Origin of the sequence: Marinobacter sp. (assembly GCF_052091845.1) — a bacterium.
Lineage (GTDB): Bacteria > Pseudomonadota > Gammaproteobacteria > Pseudomonadales > Oleiphilaceae > Marinobacter.
On record NZ_JBQDCO010000037.1, the window covers coordinates 1 to 24,495 of the forward strand.

The 24,495-nt window shown below is 53.9% G+C and carries 25 protein-coding genes and 1 pseudogene; 10 read left to right on the top strand and 16 right to left on the bottom strand.

Going from position 1 to position 24,495, the window contains the following annotated elements; translation table 11 throughout:
* Window positions 1-83: 83 nt before the first annotated feature.
* The 3 genes and pseudogenes from ACTHYN_RS12155 to trmB form a co-directional block, all read left to right on the top strand.
* Window positions 84-422: pseudogene (locus ACTHYN_RS12155) on the top strand (ATP-binding protein); the annotation flags it as partial.
* A gap of 30 nt (window positions 423-452) precedes the next feature.
* Window positions 453-791, top strand: a complete 339-nt coding sequence (locus ACTHYN_RS12160) for a hypothetical protein (RefSeq protein WP_441812749.1) — start codon at window positions 453-455, stop codon at window positions 789-791.
* A gap of 70 nt (window positions 792-861) precedes the next feature.
* Complete coding sequence (gene trmB / locus ACTHYN_RS12165) at window positions 862-1,578, top strand: tRNA (guanosine(46)-N7)-methyltransferase TrmB (RefSeq protein WP_441812716.1); 717 nt, start codon at window positions 862-864, stop codon at window positions 1,576-1,578.
* 17 nt (window positions 1,579-1,595) lie between these two features.
* Here the strand turns inward: trmB and ACTHYN_RS12170 are convergent, their stop codons facing one another.
* From ACTHYN_RS12170 to ACTHYN_RS12215, 10 genes are all read right to left on the bottom strand, one after another.
* On the bottom strand, window positions 1,596-2,129 hold the full coding sequence (locus tag ACTHYN_RS12170; protein ID WP_441812717.1) for a hypothetical protein: 534 nt from the start codon (window positions 2,127-2,129) through the stop codon (window positions 1,596-1,598).
* The gene (hemW, locus tag ACTHYN_RS12175; protein WP_441812718.1) at window positions 2,129-3,277 is read right to left on the bottom strand and encodes a radical SAM family heme chaperone HemW; all 1,149 of its coding nucleotides are present in this window, start codon (window positions 3,275-3,277) and stop codon (window positions 2,129-2,131) included. Before hemW ends, ACTHYN_RS12170 begins: the two co-directional genes overlap by 1 nt.
* Before the next feature lie 4 nt (window positions 3,278-3,281).
* Window positions 3,282-3,881, bottom strand: a complete 600-nt coding sequence (rdgB, locus tag ACTHYN_RS12180; RefSeq protein ID WP_441812719.1) for an RdgB/HAM1 family non-canonical purine NTP pyrophosphatase — start codon at window positions 3,879-3,881, stop codon at window positions 3,282-3,284.
* A gap of 7 nt (window positions 3,882-3,888) precedes the next feature.
* Window positions 3,889-4,347 (bottom strand): DUF4426 domain-containing protein, encoded by a 459-nt coding sequence (locus ACTHYN_RS12185; protein WP_441812720.1) that lies wholly within the window; start codon window positions 4,345-4,347, stop codon window positions 3,889-3,891.
* Window positions 4,337-4,948: a methionine biosynthesis protein MetW gene (metW, locus tag ACTHYN_RS12190; protein WP_441812721.1), complete on the bottom strand. Its 612-nt coding sequence runs from the start codon at window positions 4,946-4,948 to the stop codon at window positions 4,337-4,339. Before metW ends, ACTHYN_RS12185 begins: the two co-directional genes overlap by 11 nt.
* Window positions 4,945-6,093: a homoserine O-succinyltransferase MetX gene (gene metX, locus ACTHYN_RS12195; RefSeq protein WP_441812722.1), complete on the bottom strand. Its 1,149-nt coding sequence runs from the start codon at window positions 6,091-6,093 to the stop codon at window positions 4,945-4,947. The genes metW and metX overlap by 4 nt, the downstream gene beginning before the upstream one ends.
* A 135-nt stretch (window positions 6,094-6,228) precedes the next feature.
* A complete protein-coding gene (locus ACTHYN_RS12200) occupies window positions 6,229-8,193 on the bottom strand; it encodes a dynamin family protein (protein ID WP_441812723.1) in 1,965 nt (654 codons plus the stop codon).
* A gap of 256 nt (window positions 8,194-8,449) precedes the next feature.
* The gene (locus ACTHYN_RS12205; RefSeq protein ID WP_441812724.1) at window positions 8,450-9,034 is read right to left on the bottom strand and encodes a YggT family protein; all 585 of its coding nucleotides are present in this window, start codon (window positions 9,032-9,034) and stop codon (window positions 8,450-8,452) included.
* A gap of 31 nt (window positions 9,035-9,065) precedes the next feature.
* On the bottom strand, window positions 9,066-9,899 hold the full coding sequence (proC, locus tag ACTHYN_RS12210) for a pyrroline-5-carboxylate reductase (protein WP_441812725.1): 834 nt from the start codon (window positions 9,897-9,899) through the stop codon (window positions 9,066-9,068).
* Between the two features lie 61 nt (window positions 9,900-9,960).
* Window positions 9,961-10,665 carry a YggS family pyridoxal phosphate-dependent enzyme gene (locus ACTHYN_RS12215; protein ID WP_441812726.1) on the bottom strand — a complete coding sequence of 235 codons (705 nt, stop codon included), beginning with the start codon at window positions 10,663-10,665 and terminating at the stop codon, window positions 9,961-9,963.
* 139 nt (window positions 10,666-10,804) lie between these two features.
* On the opposite strand from ACTHYN_RS12215, the gene ACTHYN_RS12220 reads away from it, so the two are divergent.
* The 3 genes from ACTHYN_RS12220 to ACTHYN_RS12230 all read left to right on the top strand — a co-directional run bounded on the left by ACTHYN_RS12220 (window position 10,805) and on the right by ACTHYN_RS12230 (window position 14,604).
* Window positions 10,805-11,839 carry a type IV pilus twitching motility protein PilT gene (locus tag ACTHYN_RS12220; RefSeq protein WP_441812727.1) on the top strand — a complete coding sequence of 345 codons (1,035 nt, stop codon included), beginning with the start codon at window positions 10,805-10,807 and terminating at the stop codon, window positions 11,837-11,839.
* A gap of 51 nt (window positions 11,840-11,890) precedes the next feature.
* Window positions 11,891-13,012: a PilT/PilU family type 4a pilus ATPase gene (locus ACTHYN_RS12225; RefSeq protein WP_441812728.1), complete on the top strand. Its 1,122-nt coding sequence runs from the start codon at window positions 11,891-11,893 to the stop codon at window positions 13,010-13,012.
* Window positions 13,013-13,134: 122 nt separating this feature from the next.
* Window positions 13,135-14,604, top strand: a complete 1,470-nt coding sequence (locus tag ACTHYN_RS12230) for an OmpP1/FadL family transporter (RefSeq protein ID WP_441812729.1) — start codon at window positions 13,135-13,137, stop codon at window positions 14,602-14,604.
* Between the two features lie 65 nt (window positions 14,605-14,669).
* Here ACTHYN_RS12230 and polA read toward each other — a convergent pair whose 3' ends face one another.
* Complete coding sequence (polA, locus tag ACTHYN_RS12235) at window positions 14,670-17,414, bottom strand: DNA polymerase I (RefSeq protein ID WP_441812730.1); 2,745 nt, start codon at window positions 17,412-17,414, stop codon at window positions 14,670-14,672.
* Between the two features lie 87 nt (window positions 17,415-17,501).
* Here polA and ACTHYN_RS12240 point away from each other — a divergent pair, with 87 nt between their 5' ends.
* Together ACTHYN_RS12240 and ACTHYN_RS12245 are read left to right on the top strand one after the other, a co-directional pair.
* Complete coding sequence (locus tag ACTHYN_RS12240; RefSeq protein ID WP_441812731.1) at window positions 17,502-17,840, top strand: DUF2782 domain-containing protein; 339 nt, start codon at window positions 17,502-17,504, stop codon at window positions 17,838-17,840.
* Window positions 17,841-18,117: 277 nt separating this feature from the next.
* Window positions 18,118-18,537: a hypothetical protein gene (locus ACTHYN_RS12245; RefSeq protein ID WP_441812732.1), complete on the top strand. Its 420-nt coding sequence runs from the start codon at window positions 18,118-18,120 to the stop codon at window positions 18,535-18,537.
* Window positions 18,538-18,659: 122 nt separating this feature from the next.
* On the opposite strand, the gene ACTHYN_RS12250 is transcribed toward ACTHYN_RS12245, so the two are convergent.
* A complete protein-coding gene (locus ACTHYN_RS12250) occupies window positions 18,660-19,313 on the bottom strand; it encodes a DUF4124 domain-containing protein (protein WP_441812733.1) in 654 nt (217 codons plus the stop codon).
* Window positions 19,314-19,316: 3 nt separating this feature from the next.
* On the bottom strand, window positions 19,317-19,955 hold the full coding sequence (pyrE, locus tag ACTHYN_RS12255; RefSeq protein ID WP_441812734.1) for an orotate phosphoribosyltransferase: 639 nt from the start codon (window positions 19,953-19,955) through the stop codon (window positions 19,317-19,319).
* An 81-nt stretch (window positions 19,956-20,036) separates the two neighbouring features.
* Here pyrE and ACTHYN_RS12260 point away from each other — a divergent pair, with 81 nt between their 5' ends.
* The gene (locus ACTHYN_RS12260) at window positions 20,037-20,843 is read left to right on the top strand and encodes an exodeoxyribonuclease III (protein WP_441812735.1); all 807 of its coding nucleotides are present in this window, start codon (window positions 20,037-20,039) and stop codon (window positions 20,841-20,843) included.
* 62 nt (window positions 20,844-20,905) lie between these two features.
* On the opposite strand, the gene rph is transcribed toward ACTHYN_RS12260, so the two are convergent.
* On the bottom strand, window positions 20,906-21,622 hold the full coding sequence (gene rph, locus ACTHYN_RS12265) for a ribonuclease PH (RefSeq protein WP_441812736.1): 717 nt from the start codon (window positions 21,620-21,622) through the stop codon (window positions 20,906-20,908).
* A 215-nt stretch (window positions 21,623-21,837) separates the two neighbouring features.
* Here rph and ACTHYN_RS12270 point away from each other — a divergent pair, with 215 nt between their 5' ends.
* Window positions 21,838-22,704 (top strand): YicC/YloC family endoribonuclease, encoded by an 867-nt coding sequence (locus ACTHYN_RS12270; protein ID WP_441812737.1) that lies wholly within the window; start codon window positions 21,838-21,840, stop codon window positions 22,702-22,704.
* A gap of 16 nt (window positions 22,705-22,720) precedes the next feature.
* On the opposite strand, the gene ACTHYN_RS12275 is transcribed toward ACTHYN_RS12270, so the two are convergent.
* Both ACTHYN_RS12275 and ACTHYN_RS12280 read right to left on the bottom strand, forming a co-directional pair.
* On the bottom strand, window positions 22,721-23,539 hold the full coding sequence (locus ACTHYN_RS12275; protein WP_441812738.1) for an RluA family pseudouridine synthase: 819 nt from the start codon (window positions 23,537-23,539) through the stop codon (window positions 22,721-22,723).
* Entirely contained in the window at window positions 23,539-24,426 is an 888-nt protein-coding gene (locus ACTHYN_RS12280; protein WP_441812739.1) for a universal stress protein, read from the bottom strand. Before ACTHYN_RS12280 ends, ACTHYN_RS12275 begins: the two co-directional genes overlap by 1 nt.
* Window positions 24,427-24,495 lie beyond the last annotated feature (69 nt).

The window sequence follows — 24,495 nt, forward strand, 5'->3', positions numbered from 1 at the left end:
GGCCTCGTCTCACCAATTAGGAAAAAAGTGTCTCATTAATTTGTGTTTTTTGCAGGCTAACATCATGATTTCCCGCTTCCACTGTCTCATTTATTACAGTATATGACAGCGGCAGCAGTCCAAAGCCGGGTGAGATTTCCCTGGCGCACCGTGGGGTACTTTTTCTGGATGAGCTGCCGGAATTTGAGCGCCGTGTTCTGGAGGTACTTCGTGAACCTATGGAAACTGGCGAGATTTCGATCAGCCGTGCCGCGCGCCAGGTGAATTTTCCTGCTCGTTTTCAGGTAATTGGCGCCATGAATCCCTGCCCATGCGGTTACAGTGGGCACCCGACTATTGAATGCCAGTGCACCCCGCAACAGATTATGCGTTATCGGTCGAAAATCTCCGGCCCGTTGTTGGACAGGTTCGATCTACATGTCGAAGTGCCTGTTCAAGGTGGAGGCGTTTTGATGCAGTCTGGTGGTGACGGCGAGTCGAGTTCAGAGGTGCGCAAGCGCGTGAAGCTTGCGAGAGAGCGCCAAACCCGTCGTTGCTGCATTAATGCCACCTTGTCTGGTCGTGAACTGCAGGAAGCCTGCGGCCTTGATCGCGCCGGGGAAAAACTGCTCACCGGCGCTATGGAAAAACTGGGCTTATCAGCCCGAGCACTGCACCGTATATTGCGTGTTGCACGCACGCTCGCGGATCTTGACGGGTGTGATGTTGTTACCCAGCCGCATCTGATGGAAGCCCTTGGGTATCGTCAGTTTGATCGCCAGACAGGCAAGAGCTCAGTGGTATCCGCCTGACGGGCTCTACTCTGGTAAACTGTCGAAAACTCCCTTAATCAGACCCGCAGCCCGCGGTGAAGGATTGCAGATGACCGACCATAAAGAGCCGCACAGTGAGTCACCCATTACCACCCGCCGTGGTATTCGCAGTTTTGTGTTACGCCAGGGCCGGATGACAGAAGGCCAGAAAAAGGCATACGAGCGCAGTTGGCCGAAGTTTGGCCTAAGCCGTGAGGACGGCATGATTGACCCGCGTCAGGTCTTTGGGCGCGACGCCATGCTCAACCTTGAAATCGGCTTCGGCATGGGCGGGTCTTTGGCAGATATGGCAGAGGCCGCGCCGGAGCAGGATTTTATTGGCGTGGAAGTTCACCTTCCAGGAGTAGGCGCCTTGCTCAAAGAAGTTGAGGATCGTGGGCTGGAAAATGTCCGTGTTTACAACATAGATGCGAATGATGTAATTGATCTGTGCTTGCCAGATGCCGGCCTGGATCAGGTGATGGTGTTCTTTCCCGATCCCTGGCATAAAAAAAGACATCACAAGCGCAGGCTGGTGCAACCCGAGTTCGTTCAGCGTATCCGCCACAAACTAAGAGTGGGGGGTATTCTGCATTTGGCGACAGATTGGGAAAACTACGCTGAGTACATGATGGAGGTAATGGGTGAGTCCGAAGGGTTCGCCAACACTCAGGCGCAGGGGGAATACTCACCCCGCCCAGACTATCGCCCGATTACCAAGTTTGAGAAGCGTGGTGAAAATCTTGGTCATGGAGTATGGGATTTACTGTTTCACCGTACTAACTGATTTTGCATAGGCAGCGTTTAACCCGGTGCCAGTGGATGGCGCCGGGCCGCACGGACTATGACCAACCCTGCGATACCAATGGTCAGAGCCGTAAATTTGGCGAGGGCGCTGATGGCAGCGGCAAGGCTGATGGCATCGGTGGGGGCATCGAGGTTGTTCAGTAATAGTACGTTTTCTGTCATATCCACCAGGCCTGCAGCAACAAACAGTGTGCGAATCCAGCGTGCGGCTGTGCGCTCGCGAACGCCTGGCCTGTCTATAGTGCAATGTCGGGTCAGCAGTATGAGCGTCAGGCAGTAAATCGGAATAAACAAAAAATCTACCCACAGAGATACTTTTGCCCATTGCAGACCCTTAACGCCCCAGCTTTGCACGATAGCCAATGCCTGCTCGGCGTTACCCGCTAACTGAAAGCTTACAATTCCCTGGTGTGCAAACTCGGTTTTCAGAGGCTGGTTGATCATCACCAGAGCTGCAAGTAAGACCAGTGTTGCAATTAAACAGCCTTTCAGCCTTTTGGATAAAGCCGGTAACCCTTTCTCTGTGCCCATTACAGAAAACGCTCCAACAGACTGTTCAGATACCTTTGCCCCAGGCTTGTTGCCTGAAGCCGGTCGCTAACCAGCAATTTATCTTCACGCAGCTTCTGGAGTTTTACCGCAACATCTGTCAGGGGTAAACCCGTACGGTCGGAAAAAACATCTTCGGCCACGCCGTCCCGAAGGCGCAGGGCGTTCATCAGAAACTCCAGCGGGAGCTCCTCTGTTTCAATTCGGTTGCTTCCGGCAGTACGGCTGCCAATCCGGTTGAGGTAGGCGTCTGGTTGTCGTGTTTTCCAGTAACGCTTAATAGTGCCGTCAGCGAGGCTGATTTTCCCGTGGCCACCGGCACCCAGGGCCATATAATCTCCAAACGTCCAGTAGTTGACGTTGTGCCGCGAGGCTTTACCTTTTTGGCACCAGGCAGAAATCTCGTAGTCACTGAAGCCATGCTTGAGCAGGTACTCCCCGCCAGTTTGGGCAATTTCCCAGAGCCGGTCGTCGTCTGGCAAATCCGGCGGCCGGCTGTAAAACTCGGTATTGGGCTCCAGGGTAAGCTGGTACCAGGATAGGTGCGGTGGCTTATGGCTCATGGCCATTTTCAGATCTTCAAGGGCATTGCCCGGGGTCTGGCCGGGCAGACCGTGCATCAAGTCCAGATTGAAGTTATCAAAGCCGGCTTTTTTTGCCGCCTCGATCGCCCGGTGGGCCGCAGCGCTGTCGTGTATCCGGCCGAGAGCTTTCAGGTGGGCGGAATTAAAACTTTGCACGCCAATCGAAAGGCGGTTGATGCCGGCTTCCCGGAAAGCTTCAAAGCGGCCTTCTTCCAGCGTGCCGGGGTTGGCCTCAAGGGTGATTTCTGCATCGTCTGCGAACGTCAGGCGCTTTCTGAGCCCGTCGAAAAGCCTATGGTAAAAGTTGCCGCTCATCAGTGAGGGTGTGCCACCGCCGATAAAGACCGTTTCAACGGTACGGCCTGACGCCAGAGCCAGGTCCTGATCCAGGTCTTCCAGCAGGGCGCTCAGGTAAGCCTGTTCGGGTATCTCGTTCTGAACAGCGTGGGAGTTAAAGTCGCAGTAAGGGCATTTTCGCACGCACCAGGGCACGTGAATATACAGGCTTAGAGGTGGAGTGACAGGCACTGGGCGGCGTGTAGTCACAGAATCAGGTCTCCGCCCTGAGCTGGTCCATCAGCAAAACCAGAGCCCGGCCCCGGTGGCTTATGCGGTTTTTCTCATCCCGGCTCAGCTCAGACGCACTGCAGTTCTGTTCCGGGCAAAGAAATACCGGGTCATAACCGAACCCACCCTCGCCTTGCGGTGCCCTGAGAATCGAGCCAGGCCAGCGGCCGTGGCAGATAATGGGTGTTGGGTCGTCGGCATGGCGGAGGTATACCAACACACAGTGGAACTGTGCGCCACGTTGTTTATCAGGCACATCGGTCATGGCTTCCAGCAGGGCGTTCAGGTTGTCGAGGTCGGAGGCATGAGCCCCGGCGTAGCGAGCGGAGCGGACCCCCGGAGCACCGTCGAGGGCATCCACGGCCAGGCCGCTGTCGTCTGCCAGGGCAGGCAGCCCGGTTTGGCGTGCTGCATGGCGCGCTTTCAGAATAGCGTTCTCGACAAAGGTAACCGCCGGCTCTTCGGCTTCCGTAACGCCTAATTCGCCCTGTGGCACGGGCGTGAAGCCCAAAGGCCCAAGAAGCTGCGTAAATTCGTTGATTTTGCCTTTGTTGTTACTGGCAATAACGAGTTGCTCAGACATAATCTGCTCAATCACTGAAAAGAGTGTGGGCGAATCTTACTGGCAGGTCCTTGCCATGTCCGCCAGGACGGGCGGTAATATTAAACGTTATCAGATCGCCGGAAGAGTATTGGTACTCGGCGATAAAGTAGACAGAATCGCCTTCCTTGATTCGGCGAAACGCAAGAAACTTAACTTGCTGGATGTCGTTTGAAGCTTTGCCCTCCACCTGGCCGGAAACCGGCTTAAGAATGCCGTTCTCGTTTTCCTGCATGATGGATATGTTGACTATACCAATGCCCCTGCTGCGCTGCAGGTTATTGGCCTTGGCTGTTTCAGCCGTTAAAAAGGTACTGGGCAGTACGCTCCAGTGCACCTGGTAATCCCCGAAATCTTCCGAGCCAGCGTGGGCGGGAAGGCTGAGCAGGGTGGCAAACAGAGCCGTGGCTGCCAAACTGACAATACCGTTCAAAGCTTTATTGATCATTGCTGTTCTCCCGGGTGATGCGGTAGATGGCGATTTCCCCCAGCAGGTTTGGCCAAAAGCGGGCCAGCCAGCTGTTCTGGTGCTGACCGTCCACCACGCGTCTGCTTTTTATTCGAATGTTTTTCTGGCGGCACAAGGCTTCGAAATCCTTGAAGGTACATAGCCGTATGTTTGGCGTGTTATACCACTTGTAAGGCAGGGATTTGGATTCCGGCATGTAGCCGCTGAGGGCCAGCCCCCAGCGCAGGCGCCAGTGGGCAAAGTTCGGGAAGGTTACTATGCCCTCGCCGCCCAGGCGCAGCATTTCATCCAGCACCTTATCCGGCCGGCGCACTGCCTGCAGTGCCTGGGTCATCAACACCACATCAAAGCTGTTGTCTTCAAAGTTATCCAGGCCCTGGGTGTCCAGGTTTTGTTCAATCACTGACACACCGCGGTTCATGCAGGTGGTTATGTGCTCCTGGTTGATTTCCAGGCCAAACCCACTGGCGTTGCGCTCTTGTTGAAGGAAATTGAGTAAAGTGCCGTCGCCGCAGCCAAGGTCCAGCACATGATGGCCAGGCTTTACCCACTGCTGAATGATTTCAAGATCGGCCCTCATGCGCCCACCTCCCTGGCCACGCGATCCATATACGCGGCGAAAATTGCGGTATAGCGAGGCGTCGGAATCAAAAACGCATCATGGCCCCAGGGAGCATCAATTTCTGCGTAGCTTACCTTTCGGCGGGCCGCGATCATGGCGTTCACCATTTCTTCTGAACGGGCCGGCGTAAAGCGCCAATCGGTGCTGAATGAAAGTACCAAAAACTCGCAGCGAGCCTTAGCTAGCGCTTTCGATAAGTCGCCGCCGCATTCATAAGCCGGGTCAAAGTAATCCAGCGTTCGGGTCATCAGCAGGTAGGTGTTCGCGTCAAAAGATTCTGAGAAACGTTCACCCTGATACCGGAGGTAGCTTTCCACCTGAAACTCCGCGCCGTAACCAAACTTGTAAGCCTGGTCTCTCAGCTCGCGGCCAAACTTTTCGCCCATGGAAGCATCTGAGAGATAAGTTATGTGGCCGACCATTCTGGCCAGCATGAGCCCGCGGCGGGGCACAGTGTCGAAATCGTAGTACCGGCCATCATGAAATTCGCGGTCTGTTGTGATTGCTTGCCTTGCCACCTCATTAAAGGCGATATTCTGTGCCGTCAGGCGGGGGCTGGAGGCAACAGCCACCGAGTGATTCAGACGGTCCGGGTAGTCCAGACTCCACTGCAGCGCCTGCATACCGCCCAGAGAGCCACCTACAACGGCTGCCCAGCACTCAATACCCATGCGATCTGCCAGTAATGCCTGGCTTTTTACCCAGTCACCCACCGTAATAACCGGGAAATCGGGGCCGTACAATTTGCCTGTTGCCGGGTTAATCGAGTTGGGGCCGGTACTGCCGTGGCAACCGCCCAGGTTGTTAAGGCAGACCACAAAAAACCGATTGGTATCCACCGGCTTGCCGGGCCCGATGCAGGTGTCCCACCAGCCTGGCTTGCGGTCTTCCATAGAATGGTAGCCAGCAGCATGATGATGGCCGCTCAGGGCATGGCAAATGAGTACGGCGTTGCTGCGGTCAGCGTTCAGTTCGCCATAGGTTTCCACCACCAGATCATAGCGTTCCAGTGCTTGGCCGCACGCCAGTTCAATCGGCGTCTCAAAATGATAGGTCTGCGGGGTCACTACCCCGACAGAATCCACAGGCAGGGAATCGGGCATCGGCGCGACAGGTTCCTGGTTCGGTCCGTTAGTGACTAGGTTGCTGGATAGGACAAAAACCCACACCAGCACAGCAGTCTAATGGGGTGCCGTCATGGCTGCAACCGGCCGACGGTGTTGCAGCCCGGCGTGAGCCTAGATTGCGCCTGAGATATTAACCACTTTTTGTTGAATCATGGTAGGGGCCGGCTTGCGGATTTGTCGCTGCATGGCATCTGCCAGCTCCAGTTGGCGGCGCAAGTCAGTGATTGTGTTGTTCAGTCGTTCACGCTCAATGCGACTGTCACGGTCGCTTCTGACCATGTCCCGTAGCCGTCGTATCTGGTGCTCCAGCAGCTGTTTTTGCTCCATCGAGTACTGCATGATTGGTAGCAGGGCCTCTGAGGGCCAGCGCTCCACATCGTTTCGTACGCGCGCGTGTAGCGTTCTCGCCTCGCTGATCATTACGTTGGAGAAGCGCTGCACTAAAACAGATTGTTCGGTGAGCAGGTTTTTCGGGCTGGCACGAAAGCGGCGTGCTTTTTTGCGAAGCTCTCTAACCGCAATAACATGGCGGCCGGCACGCAGTGGAATAGGTTCCAGGTGCCGGGCACGGGTGTCGTCGTTATAGCGGCGGTAGATGGCGCCAACCATTTTCTCAGCAAGGCGGCCCTCGCTAAGCAGGTTGGTAAGATCGCTTTCAATCAGCTCGAAAAACTGATCCATGGCGCTGTTCATGCCTGCGGTGGTCCAGCTTTTTGACATACTCTTGCGGATTCTGTCGGCATGGGCCTCAAAGCGATCCTCGGTGACCAGTTTACTCAGCATATTGCCTTGCGAGCCCATAAGCCGCCGGCTGGAGCGCAATGCAATCAGCTTTTTATAATAAAAGTCGTAGTCTTTCTGGGCCCGGTCAGCCAGCCGACTTAGCGCGGCTTTATCCATGGTAACGCCAGAGCAAACCTGAGACTCCTGCTCCAGAGAGCTTAGGCGGGTTTGCATAGCCGCCTGGCTGTTCTGCAGCATGCCCAGCAAGTCGTTGATCAGGCTTTGGGTGATTAGCTGTTCCTTGTGCATCAGGATGCGCTGAATGATCAGCTGCTCCAGATTGCCGATGTTGGAGCGCACGAACAGGTTGCTGTCTTTTCTTACTCTTGCGATCAGCCCCTGCTTGGCAGAAAGCGGGATGACATCCTGCTGGCGGATACCCAGGTGGTCTGCGGTATAGCTGCGCACCCGCTCAATGGCGTCTTGGGTGTGCGTCTCGCCCTGAAGGTCATCCCACAGCACGTCAACCTTGTTCAATACCGCAAATCGCCCGGCCCGATGATCGGCATACTCGGTATCAATGTGTTCCTTCCAGATGGTCATGTCACTGGCGGTAACGCCGGCATCTGCGCTGAGCACAAATATAACGGCATGAGCCTTTGGCAACATGCTGATAGTAAGTTCCGGTTCGGAACCAAGGGCGTTCAGCCCGGGTGTATCGAGAATGCGCAGGCCACGCTCGAATAGTGGGTGGCGGATGCTGATCTGAGCATTGCGCCAAGCCGGAATCAACACTTTTCCCGGGTTTTTCCGGTCATGCTCCAGCATGCCTTGTTCGAAGCCCAGGGCCCGTGCTTCGGCGTGGGAAACCGACTTTACCCTGGCCACTTCTCCCAACACTTCACGCATGATTTCCGGGTCACGCTCATCAAGATCATGCTTCACCCAGCGCTCGGGCTGCTTGCGCAATTGCTGCAGTGACAGGCTGCCGGTGCGGGTTTCGATAGGCAGTAGTAACAAATAATTTTCGTTTGCGCTGCGATCAAAAAACAGCTCGGTTGGGCACATGGTTGTGCGACCGGCCTGGGAAGGCAGCATGCGCTGGCCATATTCCGAGAAAAACAGGGCGTTTATCAGCTCTGTTTTGCCGCGGGAATATTCGCCTACGAATGCAATGGTGAGCTCATCCTCAACAAGCAGCTCAAGCCCGTGGCGAATGCGCGCGCTGATGTCGTCAGAGAAGAGGTTGTTGTCCTGAAGCCAAAGCCTGTAACGTCCAATTTGGCGGATCAGCTCTTTTTTCCAGTTGTGGTAGGCCTCTACCTGTTGGGTCAGATTTCCCTGAAGACTCATCGGATTTTCCTTCTACACAACTTCCGGCATTCCCCGAGCAAGTTTGTCGGGATCCGCGTGACGGTCGGGTTGGCTAGTTAATTACGGTTAATACTAACCTGTCGCGACAGGCCTTGCGGCCAGGCACTTGCAGGTGTGTGGTGATTATTGACATAGCTTACACAAAAAAAGCCGCAAAATCATACGGATGAGTTTGCGGCTTACGTGTCAGGCTTTTTGTGGCGAATTGTTACAGGTTGTTTTTTTGAGGCAGGGTTTACATCCCCAGCCCAATAGCCCCCAGACCGGCTGCCACCTTCATGTGCTCAATAACCACAGAAAGAACGTTCAGAATAATGAACACAATAATCGGCGACAGGTCCAGTCCACCCATGGATGGCATTATGTTGCGCACCGGGCGCATAACCGGTTCCGTAAGTTGCGCCACAAGCTGAATAGCAGGGTGGCTACTGCCAGGGGCAATCCAGCTTACCACCACTACGGCGATAACCGACCAGAAGTAGATTTTTACGATCAGATCAAGAACATTCAGAGTCGCCCAAACCAGTAATGTAAGGGGATTGAACGATGGAATGCCGCCATTAAGAGCCACAAGAATAAAAAAGAAGGTGATGGCTTGAATGATAACGGCGAGAACCAGGGCTGCGCCATCAATGCCACCCCAGCCCGGAATAATACGGCGCAGGGGCCGCAGCAAAGGGTTCGTGGCCTTTACTGCGAATTGGGATATCGGATTATAGAAGTCGGCCCGAGCCAGTTGCAGCAAAAAGCGCAGCAGTATAATTGTCATGTAAAAGGTGGACGCGATCAGCAGGATCGTAATCAGAATGTCTGCCAGCATGTAGCTGTTTCTCCGTTGTCAGTGACTGTTTTTACTTTTTGCCTGCCAGTTCTTTGGCCATTTCTTCCGAGCGTTTGTAAGCGCTGTTATACGCTTTTTTCACCAGGCTGCGCATGCCGCCATCTTCAAAGGTGTGAATAGCTTGCTCGGTAACACCGTTCGGAGACATAACGTTTTTCTTTAACTGGGCGGGGTCTTCGTTGCTTTTGGCAGCCATTTCTGCGGCACCTGCCATGGTTTGAATGGCAAGTTTGCGGGCTGTCTCTGCGTTCACTCCGGCTTCGGTGGCGGCGGTTTCCAAAGCCTCCAGCATCAGGAAGAAGTAGGCCGGGCCACTGCCCGAAAGAGCGGTTACGCCATGAAGCAAGGCTTCATCATCAACCCACACTGCAATGCCTATGCCTTCAAAAACCGATTGCACCATTGTCTTCTGGCTGTCAGACACGCTTTTGCTGGCAAAAAGCCCGGCTGAGCCCTTACCAACCAGCGAAGGAGTATTGGGCATTACCCTGACAACCGGCAACCCGCCCCCAAGCCATTCATCGAGCGTGTCGGTGCCAAGGCCAGCGGCAATAGACACCATCAGCGGTCTTGTGTTTTGCGCAACAGGAGCTATATCGCGACATACATCGGCCATGGCCTGGGGCTTTACTGCGAGCACAACCATATCGGCCTGCTGGGCGCAGTAGCGGTTGTCTGTTGTAACGCTGATCCCAAAGCGTTTGCGGATAGACTGCAGATGATCGTCGTTCGGGGCGCTGGCCCATATGTTGCTGGCCTTGAAGCCGCTGTCCAGCATGCCGCCAATAATGGCGCTGGCCATGTTACCGGCACCGATAAACGAAATGGTAGGTGATTTGCTCAAGGTATGCTCCAGCGGTTGTTCGGTTAAATGTTGGGCCGGATAATAGCAGGAACCGGCCAGTTCAGCTTTTCGGTACCCGCTTACCAAACACAGATGTGCCGATCCGAACCCAGGTAGCCCCTTCTGCAATGGCCAGTTCAAGGTCGCCAGACATGCCCATGGAAAGGGTGTCCAGAGGCCCGGCCGTCGGGCAGGTCTGTTTCAACTCGTTCAGGGCATTCGCCAGCCGGTGAAAACTTGCCCGCAAGGCTGGTTCTGCCTGATCTGGATCGGGGATCGCCATTAGCCCTCTCAGGGACAGCCCTGGCAGTTTGCTTATCTCCGACACCAGTTCTGGAAGCTCTTCCGGTTTGCACCCGGATTTGCTCTGTTCGTTATTAATGTTGACCTGAAGGCAAATATTCAAGGGTGGTAAGTCAGTTTCCCGCTGTTCGCTGAGGCGACGGGCAACTTTCAGGCGGTCTACGCTGTGTACCCAGGAGAAAGCCGAGGCGATTTGCCGGGTTTTGTTGGATTGTATCGGGCCGATAAAGTGCCAGTCGATATCCGCCAAATCAGTAAGAGCCTCTATTTTATCGAGAGCTTCCTGAAGGTAGTTTTCCCCGAATGCCCGCTGGCCTGCCGCCACGGCTTCTCGCAGTTCTTCTGCCGAGCGGGTTTTGCTGACAGCGAGCAGATTCACTGAGCCGGGCTTACGACCTGCCTGCAATGTTGCTTTTTGTATGAGTCGGGTTACGCCCCCGAGGTTGTCTGCTATGCTGCCCATATTATGAAATAGTCGCGTTTAGTTTGCTGGTTTTATCAAGATACGTTACTCGCAGGTCACTGAAATGCCAAGTGATCACGGCGATGCTTTGCCAGGCAGACGCAACCTGTATAAAAGAAAAAGCCTTCCGAGGATCTCTATGGATATTACTGAACTGCTTGCCTTCTCGGCAAAACAGGGTGCCTCTGACTTGCACCTTTCTGCCGGTCTGCCGCCAATGATTCGTGTTGATGGTGACGTTCGGCGCATCAATCTTCCGCCCATGGAGCATAAAGAAGTTCACGGGCTGATATACGACATCATGAACGACAAGCAGCGCAAGGACTACGAAGAATTTCTGGAAACCGACTTTTCCTTTGAAGTGCCGGGTGTCGCCCGCTTCCGTGTGAACGCGTTTAATCAGAACCGGGGCGCGGGTGCTGTATTTCGTACCATCCCCTCAAAAGTACTCACCATGGACGATCTTGGCATGGGCCAGGTGTTCAAGGATGTATCTTCGGTTCCCCGTGGGCTTGTACTGGTAACCGGGCCAACGGGTTCCGGTAAGTCCACCACGCTTGCAGCGATGGTCGATTACATCAACGATTCTCGTTATGAGCACATACTTACCGTAGAAGACCCGATTGAATTTGTGCACGATTCCAAAAAATGTCTGGTTAACCAGCGGGAAGTGCATCGGGACACACTGGGTTTTAACGAAGCCCTGCGTTCTGCGCTGCGGGAAGACCCCGACATTATTCTGGTCGGTGAGCTGCGAGATCTGGAAACCATTCGCCTGGCGCTTACAGCAGCAGAAACAGGGCACCTGGTTTTCGGTACTCTGCACACCACCTCTGCTGCTAAGACCATCGACCGGGTGGTAGATGTGTTCCCTGCGGAAGAGAAATCCATGGTGCGCTCCATGCTTTCCGAGTCACTGGAGGCCGTTATTTCGCAAACGCTGATGAAAAAAATGGGCGGTGGGCGAATTGCAGCTCATGAAATTATGATCGGCACTGCGGCAATCCGTAACCTGATTCGCGAAGACAAAATTGCCCAGATGTATTCATCGGTTCAGACGGGCGGCTCGTTGGGTATGCAAACATTGGATCAGTGCCTTGAGCGCTTGTTGCAAAAAGGCTTGATCTCCAGGGAGGCGGCGCGCTCCAAGGCGAAAATGCCTGATAACTTCTGACCTTCCCCCCGGTTTCATCGGGTGTTTTCTAAAAGAGTATAGGTAATCAAAATGGAATTCGAGAAACTGCTGCGTCTGATGGTAGAGAAAGGAGGGTCAGACCTCTTTATTACGGCCGGTGTTCCGCCCAGCATGAAAGTGAACGGTAAAGTACTGCCGGTCACTAAAAATGCGTTAACGCCGGAACAGACGAGGGAGTTTGTATACGGCTCAATGAACGACAGGCAGCGAGCCGAGTTCGAAGAAACCCACGAGTGCAACTTTGCTATCAGCGCCCGGGGTATTGGTCGCTTCCGCGTGAGCGCGTTCTTCCAGCGCAATTTGTGCGGCATGGTGTTACGCCGGATTGAAGTAAAAATCCCGCAAATTGATGATTTGGCGTTGCCAGAAATCATTAAAGAATTGGCAATGACCAAACGTGGTTTAATCATGTTCGTGGGGGCAACCGGCACCGGTAAATCAACGTCGCTGGCGGCTATGCTGGGGCATCGTAACCGCAATAGCCGTGGGCACATTATATCCATTGAAGACCCGATCGAGTTTGTGCACCAGCACCAGGGGTGCATAGTTACCCAGCGGGAAGTGGGTATTGATACTGAAAGCTTTGAAGTGGCGCTGAAAAACACGCTGCGCCAGGCGCCGGACGTTATTCTGATTGGTGAGGTGCGCACCCGCCAAACCATGGAATATTCGGTTCAGTTTGCTGAAACCGGTCACCTTTGCCTGGCAACCCTGCACGCGAACAACGCTAACCAGGCGCTGGACCGGATTATTCAGTTTTTCCCGCCAGAGCAGCACAACCAAATCTGGATGGATTTGTCTCTTAACCTGAAGGCCATTGTGGCCCAGCAACTGATTCCGACACCGGATGGCAAAGGCCGCAAGGCTGTTATCGAGGTTTTGGTTAACACGCCTTTGGTGGCAGATTTGATTCGCAAAGGGGAAGTTCATAAGCTCAAGGAACTGATGTCGAAATCAAACGAATCCGGTATGCGAACGTTCGATCAGGCTCTGTATGAACTTTATGCAGAAGGTTCTATTACCTACGAAGACGCGCTGGCCCATGCAGACTCGGCTAACGATCTGAGATTGATGATAAAACTGGGTGCAGATGCGCAGGGGGCTGATAAATTATCGTCTTCTGTGGATAAGCTTACCATTCAGGATGATTGAACAGGCGGGTATCGACTAACGTAGTAGATTGTTAGCTTTTCAAATCAGTAGTATTAGCATTTGAGGCCAGTAGGCGCTGATGCGTATACTCCGCCACAAATTACAAAGGAGTTACCGCTGTTATGAGACCTTCACTGCTTACCCACGCTGTTCGCCTGGCTTCGCTCGTCGCAATTGCTGCTCCAGCCAGCGTTTTTGCTGGCGGTTTTTCTCTGAACGAACAAAGTGCGAGTGCCATGGGCGTTGCTAATGCCGGTGCTGCGGCTAACCCTGAAAATGCTTCCACGGTTTTGTTTAACCCGGCGGGCATGAGTCAGCTTAAGGGTACAAACTTGTCTTTTGGTGCATCTGTCTTGGATATCGATGCCAAGGCCAAGAACGGCAGCATGAGCGCAACTGACCAGCTTGGCGGCGAAGTAAATGGCACCAATGGTGGCGACATTGCCGACCCTGCTGTTTTGCCGAATCTGTATATGACCCACGAAGTTAATGATTCCATTGATGTCGGGTTCGGAATTCACGCGCCTTATGGGTTGGCTGCTGACTACGAAAATGATTTCGAAGGTCGTTACTTTGCCGACAAAACCGAACTGACTGCGATCTCTTTTTCACCCTCTATTTCCGTGAACAATGGCCAAGGCCTTTCGATGGGCTTGGGTGTTAACATCATGTACGCAGAGGGACGGCTATCTAAATTCCAGGATGTCCGTGGTAGCTTTTATCAAAGTGGTTTACAGCAAAACAATGTTGATCCGTCGTCAGCTCCAAAGCCTGTATTGGATGCAATCAAAGCCGGTGCAGATGCGAAGGCGGACAACTACGAACAAGCTTATGGCACCCCTTATGCCGACATCGAGGGTGATGATATTGCAGTAAACTTCCGCGTTGGCTTTTTGTATGAAATGACGGAGAGGACCCAGTTTGGCCTGACAGCACAGACAGGGACTGAGTTCGATCTGGATGGTGACATCAAAATCACAAACTTCCCGGCTCCAGACGGCCAGGGTGGTTTAGCTCCCACGACGCTTACAGAAGATGTCACGGTGCCTTTGGCTATTCCGGAAAGCATTACCTTTGGGGCCAAACACCAGGCAACCGATACAGTTACGTTGCTGGCAGGTGCCACTTACTCTCGTTGGAGTCGCTTCGAAGAGTTGGATATAAACAGCAAAAATGGCGGCCCGGTTTCCACGGCAACTGGCCGCACGGGTGACGACCCGATCACACACATCACCGAGAAGTGGAAAAATACCTGGCAGTTCAATATTGGTTCTATCTGGCAGGCAACTCCTGAGTGGGCATTCAAGGCAGGCTATGCGTGGGACGAATCTCCGGTGGACCAGTATGTTACCGCACGCATTCCTTCCGAAGATCGCCACTGGCTAACGCTTGGCACTCAGTGGAAAGATGCCCAGAGTGGATGGGCGGTTGATGCTGCTGTTGGCACGTTGATCTTTGCTGATGATGCTGAGGTCTATGATCGCGAATACGATCATAACCCTCCAGAAACACCAGTTGGAGCAGCCAGTTACAAAGGTAAATACGAGCTAAGCGCCTGGAGCGCTTCCATCCAGGTCAGCAAAGCCTTCTAAACAAAGCTTTAGCTAACTAGCAGTAAAAAAATGCCCGGTTGAGCTCGCTCACCGGGCATTTTTATTTAGTGGGCCTGATCCCAGTTATCACCCACGCCAGCTTCCACCAGCAGTGGCACCGCCAACTTTGCCGCGCCGGACATCCGTTTGATCAGTCCTTCGCGAATCTCGTCTACGGCTCCCTCTTTTACTTCAATGATCAGTTCGTCATGCACCTGCATGGTCATGCGGGCGGTATCCGGGTGCTCCGCAAGCAGCCAGTTTTCCACATCAATCATCGCAATCTTAATAATATCTGCGGCGGTGCCCTGCATAGGTGCGTTAATCGCCGTGCGCTCGGCGGCCTGTTGTAGCTGTTTGTTGCGCGCATTGATTTCCGGAAGGTACAGGCGGCGCCCGAACAGGGTTTCCACATAGCCGTCGTCGTGGGCCTGCTTGCGAATGTTATCCATGTATTGCAAAACACCCGGGTAGCGCTCGAAGTACCGGTCGATGTATTGCTGTGCTACTTTGCGCCCAATATCCAGTTGGCGGGCCAGCCCGAATGCCGACATGCCGTAAATCAGGCCAAAGTTAATGGCTTTGGCGCTGCGGCGCTGATCACTGCTTACGTTATCGAGCGCTACGTTGAATACTTCTGCCGCCGTCGCTTTGTGAATGTCCTCGCCATTTTCAAAGGCAGTTAGCAGGCCTTTATCGCCAGACAGGTGCGCCATAATCCGCAACTCTATCTGCGAGTAGTCTGCCGCCAGTAACTTGTAGCCTTTCTCGGCAATAAACGCCTGGCGAATGCGCCGACCCTGTTCACTGCGAATGGGGATGTTTTGCAGATTGGGTTCAGAGGACGACAGTCGTCCGGTGGCAGTCACTGCTTGATGGTAAGAGGTGTGCACGCGCCCTGTGCGGTGGTGTATCAGCTCTGGCAGCGTGTCGGTATACGTGGACTTTAGCTTGCTCAGGCTACGGTGTTCCAGAATCAGTCTGGGCAGCTCGTATTCGTGAGCCAACTCTTGCAATACGGGCTCTGCAGTAGAGGGGGCACCTTTTGGAGTTTTCTTGATCACCGGGAGGCCCATTTTCTCGTAGAAAATGGCCTGTAGTTGCTTAGGTGAAGCCAGGTTGAAGTTTTCGCCGGCCAGTTCGTGGGCGCTCTTTTCCAGCTCGGCCATGCGCTCCGCCAGCTCCTGGCTGTGCTGGCGCAGAGTGCTGGCGCTGATCAACGTGCCGCGCTGCTCCATACGGGACAGCACCGGCACCAAAGGCAGGTCGATATCCTCGTAAACCGACTGCAGCTTGCCAACCTCGGCCAGTTTCGGGCGTATAACCTGATGCAGGCGCAAGGTTATATCGGCATCTTCTGCAGCATAGGGACCAGCCTTTTCCAGATCCAGCTGGTTAAACGTAAGCTGCTTGGCGCCTTTGCCGGCAATGGATTCAAAGGTAATGGTTTCCTCACCCAGATACGCACGGGCCAGGCTGTCCATATTATGGCGGGACGATACGGAGTTCAGCACGTAAGACTCCAGCATGGTGTCTTCGGCAATGCCTTCCAGACAGATATCGTGGTTGGCTAGCACGTTCTTGTCATACTTAAGGTTTTGGCCAACTTTCTTCAGTTTCGGGTCTTCCAGCAAAGGCTTGAGCTGAGCAAGCACGCGCTCACGCTCTAGCTGCTCTGGCGCTCCCATGTAGTCGTGGCCGAAGGGTACGTATGCCGCTTCGCCCGCCTCAATGGCGAATGACACACCCACTACGTCTGCATCCATATAACGCAGGCTGGTGGTTTCGGTATCAAAAGCGAACAGCTGGGATTTTTGAAGCCGTGAGACCCACTCATCCAGCTCTTTTTGGTCGGTAATCACGCTGTAGTGTTTTTCAGCGTGTTCGGGGGCTTTCGGGTCAACTGTTTCGCCGGTTCTAGTATCGCTCGCTCCGGGCGCCGAAGTTGCCTTGTTTTCGAGCTCGGCGGTCCAGCTTCTTAGTTCATACTCCCGGAACAGATTCAGCAGTTCCTCATCGCTTTGCTGTCGTTCCTGCAGGTCTTCCAGGCCGAATTCCAGCTCCACATCCATTTTAATGGTGGCCAATTCGCGGCTCAGAGGCAGGGTGTCAGCAGCTTCGCGTAGGTACTCTCCAATCTTGCCTTTTATCTCGCCTGCATGCTCAAGGAGGTTGTCCAGGTTGTTATAGGCTTGCAGCCATTTAACCGCGGTTTTCGGACCGCATTTGTTGACGCCGGGAATGTTGTCAACCTTGTCGCCCACCAGGGCAAGGTAATCGATAATCTGATCAGGTCTTACGCCAAACTTCTCGTTTACTCCGTCTCTATCCATCCAGGTTTCTGTCATGGTGTTGATCAGAGTGACATGATCGCTTACCAGTTGAGCCATATCCTTGTCGCCAGTGGAAACCACCACATCAATGCCCTTGTGGGTGGCCTCGTTGGCCAGGGTGCCAATGACATCATCTGCTTCAACGCCACTTACAATCAACAGCGGCAGCCCCATGGCCTTTACCATTTGGTGAATAGGGTCAATCTGTACGGCCAGGTCGTCCGGCATGGGCGGCCGGTTGGCCTTATACTCTTCATATAATTCGTGGCGGAAGGTTTTACCCTTGGCATCGAATACCACAACTACCTTGGAGCCAGGGAAATCCTGATCCAGGCGCCGAATCATCGCGATCACGCCTTTGATGGCGCCGGTGGGGTGATTCTTGCTGGTCATCAGTGGCGGAAGTGCATGATATGCACGGAATAAATAGGACGAACCGTCCACAAGCACCACGGGAGGCGTTTTTTGTTCAGTCATGTCAAAGGGAGTCCGGATTCTGATTGAAGCATGGGTTGGCTTGTGCAACTCTGTACTTAATTTGATGGTCGAAAGGGTATCACGAAAATGAAACGAATCGCCTGTTTCGCGGTTATGCTCGCTTGGGGCCTGGGGGCTGCAGTAGCACAGGAGAGCGATGCACTGGATACAACTGTTGTAGAAACGCCTGAAGAGCCGGTGGTCATTTCAGACTACCAACCATCCGATTCCGGCCCGCAGATTGTTATCCGCTCTGGTGATGATAAGGTTTTCTACGAGTACCGCGTAAACGGGCAGCTCATGGAAATAAAAGTAGTGCCGGAAGTGGGTAGTGAATACTACCTGGTACCCGCCGATGGCGGTGGTTGGGCTCGGGAATCCGACTCTGACATGCTGGTGCCAAGCTGGATACTGCTTCGTTGGTAAGTGCCCGGAATTAACTGGGCGCCTGGGGCTGGAATAACGCGTGGAGACGGGCTTGGAAAAACAGGCTGCATTATGCGGATTGAAGCGCGCGTGACAAGCAAAGTATCCGTAAAAAAACTATGCGTCACATATTTGAAATTTCAGTTTTTAGTATGAATATTCTAATTTTTGACCGTAATCTTGGTTGCAGAATAAAGGAAACCCTCCAGACCCAGACTAGGGTCAAACGTCTTAGGGGTGAGTTTTAAATAACTTCCGTAAACCAAGGAGAAGCGACATGAGTAAACTCAAGACTTATCAGGAACAGCTTCAGGAAATCGTAGAAAAAGGCATCAATGCCGCAGAAGAGCAGCAGCAGAAGTTGGCAGCCAAGCCTTTTGAGTATGCAGAAAAGCTTGAGTCAGGCGCGCGTGAATACAGCGTTGAAAGTCTGCGTAGCCGTTATAATGGCTACAGCGACAGCCTGTTTGGGCAGCTGCGTAGCCTGAATAACCGTTTTGGTAGCTTCGCTGCCGATCTGGTGGCCAAACTTGAAAAAGATGCAGCTGAAGGCGCTGACACTGTCTCTGAAGCAGCAGACGACGTGTCTGAAGCCGCTCAGGATGCCAAAAAGTCTGTAGAGACCAAAAAGCCAGCGGCTCGCAAGACAACCGCGAAGAAAAAGACTGCCCAGAAGAGCTCAGCTACTTCAGCCTGATAGCCAGGTAAGTTGTTAAACAATTGCGCAGTCTGTAGTGATAAAAAAGGGCGCCCACTCAAACCTGGGCGTCCTTTTTGTGTTTAGTGGGTGGCAACTTGTCAGTGTTGTCCCGGAGGGCATTACCTTCCGGTGTTGGTGGGGTCAAGCGATAGTGTTCGGCTTTCCCCGGTGACTACTTCAAGTCGCTTTATATCCCTTTCAAATGATTGCCTGAGAACCTCTATTTCCTGAGCCTGGCCCGAGATTTCTCTCTCGATATCGCGAATTTGAGATTCAAGACGATGGATCTTGTTGAGGGTTGCTTCTGGTATTTTGCGGCCGTTGCGCTCCATGTTCGCAGCACGGCTTTGTTCGCTGTCCAGCTGGCTTGAGATAACGGAAATATTGCCACGCTTAAGTTGAATCAGTCCCCGCAGTTCATCCAGTTTGCGGTGCATGGCTTTTATGGCTTGGTCCGGGTGGCTGAAGCGCTTCAGAAGCCTGGCATCTTTATCGCGCTGAATGGCGAGTTCTTTCTGGCGCTGCTTTTCTGTTTCGCGGGCGGCAATTTCAGCTTCTGTTGGCGCGGCGGGGACAGATTCCACCACACGCCCGTTCGAATTCAGGATGTCGTAGCCGCGTTTGGTCGCTTGCTGCGGAATGGTGTTACTGATTACGAGCTGGCCTTTTTCATCCGTGTAGCGGTACATGCCTGCCACTGCCTGGCTTGTCATGCCCAGGGTCAGTAAGAGAGCGGAGGCGGCAGCCGAAAATACGGTTGGGCGCTTGTGCATCAGTCAGACTCCGTAGCTTTCCCGGTAGTTGGCTACTTTGACCGCGTGGCCAGAAAACTCCGGGTTGGTCTTAAGATAGTCCAATATCTGTTCCAGGCGGATGATACTAACTACCGGAATGCCGAATTCTCTCTCTACTTCCTGTATGGCAGAGAGTTCACCGTTGCCTCGCTCCTGTCTGTCGAGGGCGATCAGCACGCCGGCAGGTTCAGCGCCTTCGGCATGTATCAGGCTAATAGATTCGCGTATGGCTGTGCCGGCGGTAATAACATCATCAACGATGAGCACCTTACCCCGCAACGGGGCGCCTACAATATTGCCGCCTTCGCCGTGGTCTTTCTTTTCCTTGCGGTTAAAGGCAAACGGCTTGCTGTCGCCTTCCTGTGCCAAAGCCGTGGCTGTTACGGTTGCCAACGGAATGCCCTTATAGGCAGGGCCGAATATGATGTCATAATCGAGTTCGCTGCGTGCGATGGCTGCAGCGTAGGCCTTGCTGAGTTGCAGCAGGTCGTCTCCGGTATTGAACAGGCCAGCATTAAAAAAGTAGGGGCTGGTGCGGCCGGATTTTAAGGTAAAATCACCAAAACGAAGTACGTTACGGCGAATGGCGAACTCAATAAATTTTTGCTGATAGTCGTGCATGGCAAGGCTTCTGGCGGGTGTGGATCTTTTAATAATGCGTGAAAACGGTATCATACACGCAAACCGAATCAGGGAACACGTATGCGGGTAGTATCAATCAGCGTTAATGGCCTTGCCCAGGCTATTGATAAAGGTTTCTTCGACTGGCTGGCCGAGCAGGACGCAGACGTTGTGTGTGTGCAGGATCACCGTATGCGCGCCTACGAGATTGAAGACCAAAACCTTATACCTGAAGGCTATGAGGCGTATTTCATCGATGGCGAAAATAACTCGGACGGTGGCGTGGGTATATACACACGGCATTTCCCGAAGGCTATTATGTATGGCTTCGCCAACGAGCAGGCCGACCGGGAAGGGCGCTTCATTCAGGCAGATTTCGACAAGGTTTCAGTGGCCAGTGTGCTGGCTCCCTGTGCGCTTGGCCGGGAAGATGAACTGATCAGTGAAGACGACTTGACGGTGCTGGACCATAAAGATGATTTTCTGGATGGGTTCGGTCTGCACATGCAAAAAACGCTGCGCAAGCGCCGCCAGTTCATTTTTGGCGCTAACCTGCAGTCGGCGCAACATGTGACAGATGCCAGTCCCCTGTACCACCGGTTGGATTTTTCAGGGTTTTTGCCCCATGAGCGTGCCTGGCTCGATCGGCTGTTCGATGAAATGGGCTGCGTGGATGCATTCCGTGAAATCAACAAGCAGAGCAACCAGTTTAGCTGGTGGCCCGAGCAAACCGAGGGGTCGCGAAAGAATGCGGGCATTCGGGTGGATTACCAGTTGATGACGCCTGGCATTCGCAAAACCATTCAGGATGGCTGGATTGACAGCAAAACCCGTTTTTCGGATCACGCTCCGGTGATTATGGATTACGATATAGAAATCGGTTTGTAAGCTGATTCAAGCTTGAGGGGAGTGCCAGCAGTCATGCCGGCACCCGCTTTTGCGTTACCTTCTTAGCCTTCCAGCGCTTCTTTCTGCAGCACAAACAGCTTTTCAATACCCTGCCTGGCCAGAGCCAGCATGCTGTCCAATTCTTCCTGAACAAACGGTGCACCCTCTGCCGTGCCCTGGATTTCGATGAAGCCGCCCTGGTCGGTCATGATCACGTTCATGTCGGTTTCGGCTTCGGAGTCTTCCGGGTAATCCAGATCAACCACTGGCGTGCCTTTGTAAACACCCACAGACAGCGCTGCGACCATTTGCTTCAGTGGTGATTTCTTAATGCGCTTTTCTGCCACCAGATGATTCAGGGCATCGACCAGAGCGACGCAACCGCCGGTGATGGCTGCGGTACGAGTGCCGCCGTCGGCCTGAATAACGTCGCAATCAATGGTGATGCTGTGTTCGCCCAGGGCGTCAAGGTCAACCGCTGTGCGCAGGGAGCGGCCGATCAGGCGCTGAATTTCCACGGTGCGGCCGCCCTGCTTGCCACGGGCGGCTTCGCGGCCCATGCGGCTGCCGGTAGAGCGGGGCAGCATGCCGTATTCAGCGGTGATCCAGCCTTTGCCCTGGCCGCGCAAAAACGGCGGTACTTTGTTTTCTACCGAGGCGGTGCAGATGACTTTGGTGTTGCCGAATTCAACCAGTACAGAGCCTTCCGCATGGCAGGTGTAGTTACGGGTAAGGCGAATGTCTCTTGGCTGTTCGGGGGTTCTGCTGCTTGGACGCATATAGGATTCCTGATGATGTCACTAAGTGTCCGGGAGCTTGGCCCGGTCGTATTGGCGTTGAAAAGCCGACAAGTATAGCACGTTGAGCAGGACCACCGGGGAGCCAGGGCGCGGAAGCGCATTGACTATGGCGGAGTTCGCCGCAAAGCAGCGCGGCCTGTTAGACTCAAGTTCTGCAATCAACGATTGCCACCCTTAACAAAGCCGGAGCCCCCATGATCAAAAGTATGACTGCGTTTGCCCGGAAGGATGTTCAGGATAGCCAGGGAACACTGACGTGTGAAATTCGCGCCGTTAATCACCGGTATCTGGAGCCGTCTTTTCGGTTGCCTGAGGCCCTGCGCGAGCTTGAGAACCCGTTTCGGGAAGAGCTGCGAAAGCAGTTAAAACGGGGCAAGGTGGATGTCTCAATTCGCCTGCAAGCCAGCGAGACGGCTGCTCCCGGGTTTGAGGTTAATGAGGGTATAGCACAAGCGGTGAACGAAGCCGCAAATCACGTGAATCGTATGCTTGATAACCCGGCACATATCAACGCGCTGGATATTTTACGCTGGCCGGGGGTGCTGTCTGCGCCGGAGCAGGATGACAACGCAGTTAAGGAATCTGCCCTGCAACTGTTTGAGCAAACAGTTGCTGAGCTAGCCATTGTGCGACAGCGGGAGGGTGAGCGCTTGCGGCCGTTGTTTGAGGACAGGCTGGCGCAAATGACAACCCTGGTTGAAACGGTCCGCAATCTGGTGCCCGAGTTATTAAAGGCCCAGGAGAAGCATCTGCGTGAGCGCTTTCAGAAAGCCAGGGTAGAGCTGGAACCTGAGCGCCTGACCCAGGAAATGGTCATGCTCGCCCAGAAGAGTGATGTGGCCGAAGAACTGGACCGGTTGGAGGCTCACATCAGTGAGGTGACAGACACCCTCAAACGTGATGAGGCCATTGGTCGCAGGCTGGATTTCCTGATGCAGGAGCTAAACCGCGAAGCCAACACCCTGAGCAGCAAGAGCATCGATGCCGGCGCAACTCGCGCAGCCGTTGATTTGAAGGTTTTGATCGAGCAAATGCGGGAGCAGGTGCAGAACATCGAGTAACCCAACCCCGGCCTGATCAGGCCTGCGCTAGATTGTTCAGCGGCTCTGGCAGTTCCAGTGTCACCCGTTGGCGGCTGAGCGGGCAGTCAAACTCAAGGCTAACCGCCAGCAGTTGCAAAGGCACTCGCGCAGGCTTGCCATAAAGTCGGTCACCGACAATGGGGTGGCCTATGCTTTGCAGATGCTTGCGAATCTGGTGTTTGCGCCCGGTCTCAATGGTTACCTGTAAAATGCTGGTCTCGCCGGCTTCATCAGTGCTAAGGGTAGAGGCACGGCTGATAGCTTCTTTGCCGTCAACCGGAGTATCAATCAGTTGATCCCGGGTCTCAATCAGGCCTGCGACGCTGGCAAGATAGTGTTTGGTTATAGTGCGACCGGCAAAGCACTGGGAAAGCGCGCCTGCGGCTTTTGGATCGTGGGCAATAAGCATAAGCCCGGCGGCATCGGCATCCAGCCGGTGAATCAGAAAGCAGGGGCGTTTTAGCTCAAGCTCCGCGCTGCGCAGTAAGCTGCAGTGATCACCCCATTGCGAGCCTTGCGCCAGCAAGCCGTGGGGTTTAAACCAAGCGCTGTAGCGGCTGTTGTCTGCCACCAGTGTTGCCACTTCAGGCTTTCGCGCCAACACGCTCTCATCGTAATAAAGTTGCAGCCGTGTGCCTGTTTTGAGTTCCTTGGTAGCGCGCCTAAGCCGCACTTTCTTGCCCTTGAGTGTCCACCAGCATGCGCCTTTGTTCATGGCGTCCTTGATGCGCTGGCGTGAAAGCCCGGTCGCCTGGCTCAGGGCTTCGCTGGCGGTTTCTGGCAGGGTGGTTGTTATGTCGAATTTTTTGCGCATCACCGACCGGTATCCTCGGGCTGGATGGCGAGCAGGTCGGTTCGCAGGTGGGTGAGCACTTTCTCTGCGGTGTTACCAATAACCCTCGCTTTCAAGCCGGTTTTACCGCTGGTGCCAATAACCAGCATGTCTGCCTTAAGTTGGCTGGCCACGCTGGGGATAACCTTGTGCGCCGGGCCGGTGGTCAGATGAATCTGCTCGGGTTTCAGGTGCCAGGTGTTGCACAAGTGTGTGAGAGCCGGCTTCAGCGCTTCTCTTCGCTTTTTGTCATGCTCGGCTACATTAATAATCTCAAGATCTGCCAGTACTTCAGAAATATGCAGCGCGTGGACCAGGTGCAATTCCGTTCCGAATGCTTTGGCGAGTGTGCTGGCCTGCTCAATAATTCGGGTGTTAAGCGCGCTCTTGGCAGGTTTTTCTGAGCTAAGATCGACTGCCGCCAGAATGGGGTGTGCGTGATTCCACTTTTGCTCTGCAACCAGCATGACAGGCACCGGGCACTCCCGAATCAAGTGCCAATCGGTGGGCGTGTACAGCAGGGTTTCTGAGCGACTGCCGGTTTTAATCACAGTGGTAAAGCGTTTGGGCTGGCAGTGCTCGATAATCCACTGGTGTATGTTCTTTTCCCATACCGTGTGGGTAGTGACGTGCAGATCACTGCAATCTGAAAGGGTCAGCATTTGGTCCAGCCAGCGTTGGCGTAGTTCAATAAGGGCTTCCCGGGCGCGCTGTTGCACCGCCGGGTCTGACGGCAAGGCGCCAAGGTGCTCATGGGTGAAGGCGACAATTTCCAGGTGGGCACCTGTGGCGCGCGCCAGTTCAATTCCCCGGGCCAGTGCCTTTTGGTGCTTGTGGGCCGGGTCCATGACAATCAGAAGTTTATCCATGCTGCCTTCCGCCATTTTTGCTGTGCCTGAGTGTGATGCTGTGATGTTTTGCTATCTTTGCCTCAATAT

Coding starts and splice junctions, on each gene's coding strand:
- ACTHYN_RS12160 (WP_441812749.1), top strand. CDS start 453: ATGCAGTCTGGTGGTGACGGCGAGTCGAGTTCAGAGGTGCGCAAGCGC.
- trmB (WP_441812716.1), top strand. CDS start 862: ATGACCGACCATAAAGAGCCGCACAGTGAGTCACCCATTACCACCCGC.
- ACTHYN_RS12170 (WP_441812717.1), bottom strand. CDS start 2,129: ATGGGCACAGAGAAAGGGTTACCGGCTTTATCCAAAAGGCTGAAAGGC.
- rdgB (WP_441812719.1), bottom strand. CDS start 3,881: ATGTCTGAGCAACTCGTTATTGCCAGTAACAACAAAGGCAAAATCAAC.
- ACTHYN_RS12185 (WP_441812720.1), bottom strand. CDS start 4,347: ATGATCAATAAAGCTTTGAACGGTATTGTCAGTTTGGCAGCCACGGCT.
- metW (WP_441812721.1), bottom strand. CDS start 4,948: ATGAGGGCCGATCTTGAAATCATTCAGCAGTGGGTAAAGCCTGGCCAT.
- metX (WP_441812722.1), bottom strand. CDS start 6,093: ATGCCCGATTCCCTGCCTGTGGATTCTGTCGGGGTAGTGACCCCGCAG.
- ACTHYN_RS12200 (WP_441812723.1), bottom strand. CDS start 8,193: ATGAGTCTTCAGGGAAATCTGACCCAACAGGTAGAGGCCTACCACAAC.
- ACTHYN_RS12205 (WP_441812724.1), bottom strand. CDS start 9,034: ATGCTGGCAGACATTCTGATTACGATCCTGCTGATCGCGTCCACCTTT.
- ACTHYN_RS12215 (WP_441812726.1), bottom strand. CDS start 10,665: ATGGGCAGCATAGCAGACAACCTCGGGGGCGTAACCCGACTCATACAA.
- ACTHYN_RS12220 (WP_441812727.1), top strand. CDS start 10,805: ATGGATATTACTGAACTGCTTGCCTTCTCGGCAAAACAGGGTGCCTCT.
- ACTHYN_RS12225 (WP_441812728.1), top strand. CDS start 11,891: ATGGAATTCGAGAAACTGCTGCGTCTGATGGTAGAGAAAGGAGGGTCA.
- ACTHYN_RS12230 (WP_441812729.1), top strand. CDS start 13,135: ATGAGACCTTCACTGCTTACCCACGCTGTTCGCCTGGCTTCGCTCGTC.
- polA (WP_441812730.1), bottom strand. CDS start 17,414: ATGACTGAACAAAAAACGCCTCCCGTGGTGCTTGTGGACGGTTCGTCC.
- ACTHYN_RS12240 (WP_441812731.1), top strand. CDS start 17,502: ATGAAACGAATCGCCTGTTTCGCGGTTATGCTCGCTTGGGGCCTGGGG.
- ACTHYN_RS12245 (WP_441812732.1), top strand. CDS start 18,118: ATGAGTAAACTCAAGACTTATCAGGAACAGCTTCAGGAAATCGTAGAA.
- ACTHYN_RS12250 (WP_441812733.1), bottom strand. CDS start 19,313: ATGCACAAGCGCCCAACCGTATTTTCGGCTGCCGCCTCCGCTCTCTTA.
- pyrE (WP_441812734.1), bottom strand. CDS start 19,955: ATGCACGACTATCAGCAAAAATTTATTGAGTTCGCCATTCGCCGTAAC.
- ACTHYN_RS12260 (WP_441812735.1), top strand. CDS start 20,037: ATGCGGGTAGTATCAATCAGCGTTAATGGCCTTGCCCAGGCTATTGAT.
- rph (WP_441812736.1), bottom strand. CDS start 21,622: ATGCGTCCAAGCAGCAGAACCCCCGAACAGCCAAGAGACATTCGCCTT.
- ACTHYN_RS12270 (WP_441812737.1), top strand. CDS start 21,838: ATGATCAAAAGTATGACTGCGTTTGCCCGGAAGGATGTTCAGGATAGC.
- ACTHYN_RS12275 (WP_441812738.1), bottom strand. CDS start 23,539: ATGCGCAAAAAATTCGACATAACAACCACCCTGCCAGAAACCGCCAGC.
- ACTHYN_RS12280 (WP_441812739.1), bottom strand. CDS start 24,426: ATGGATAAACTTCTGATTGTCATGGACCCGGCCCACAAGCACCAAAAG.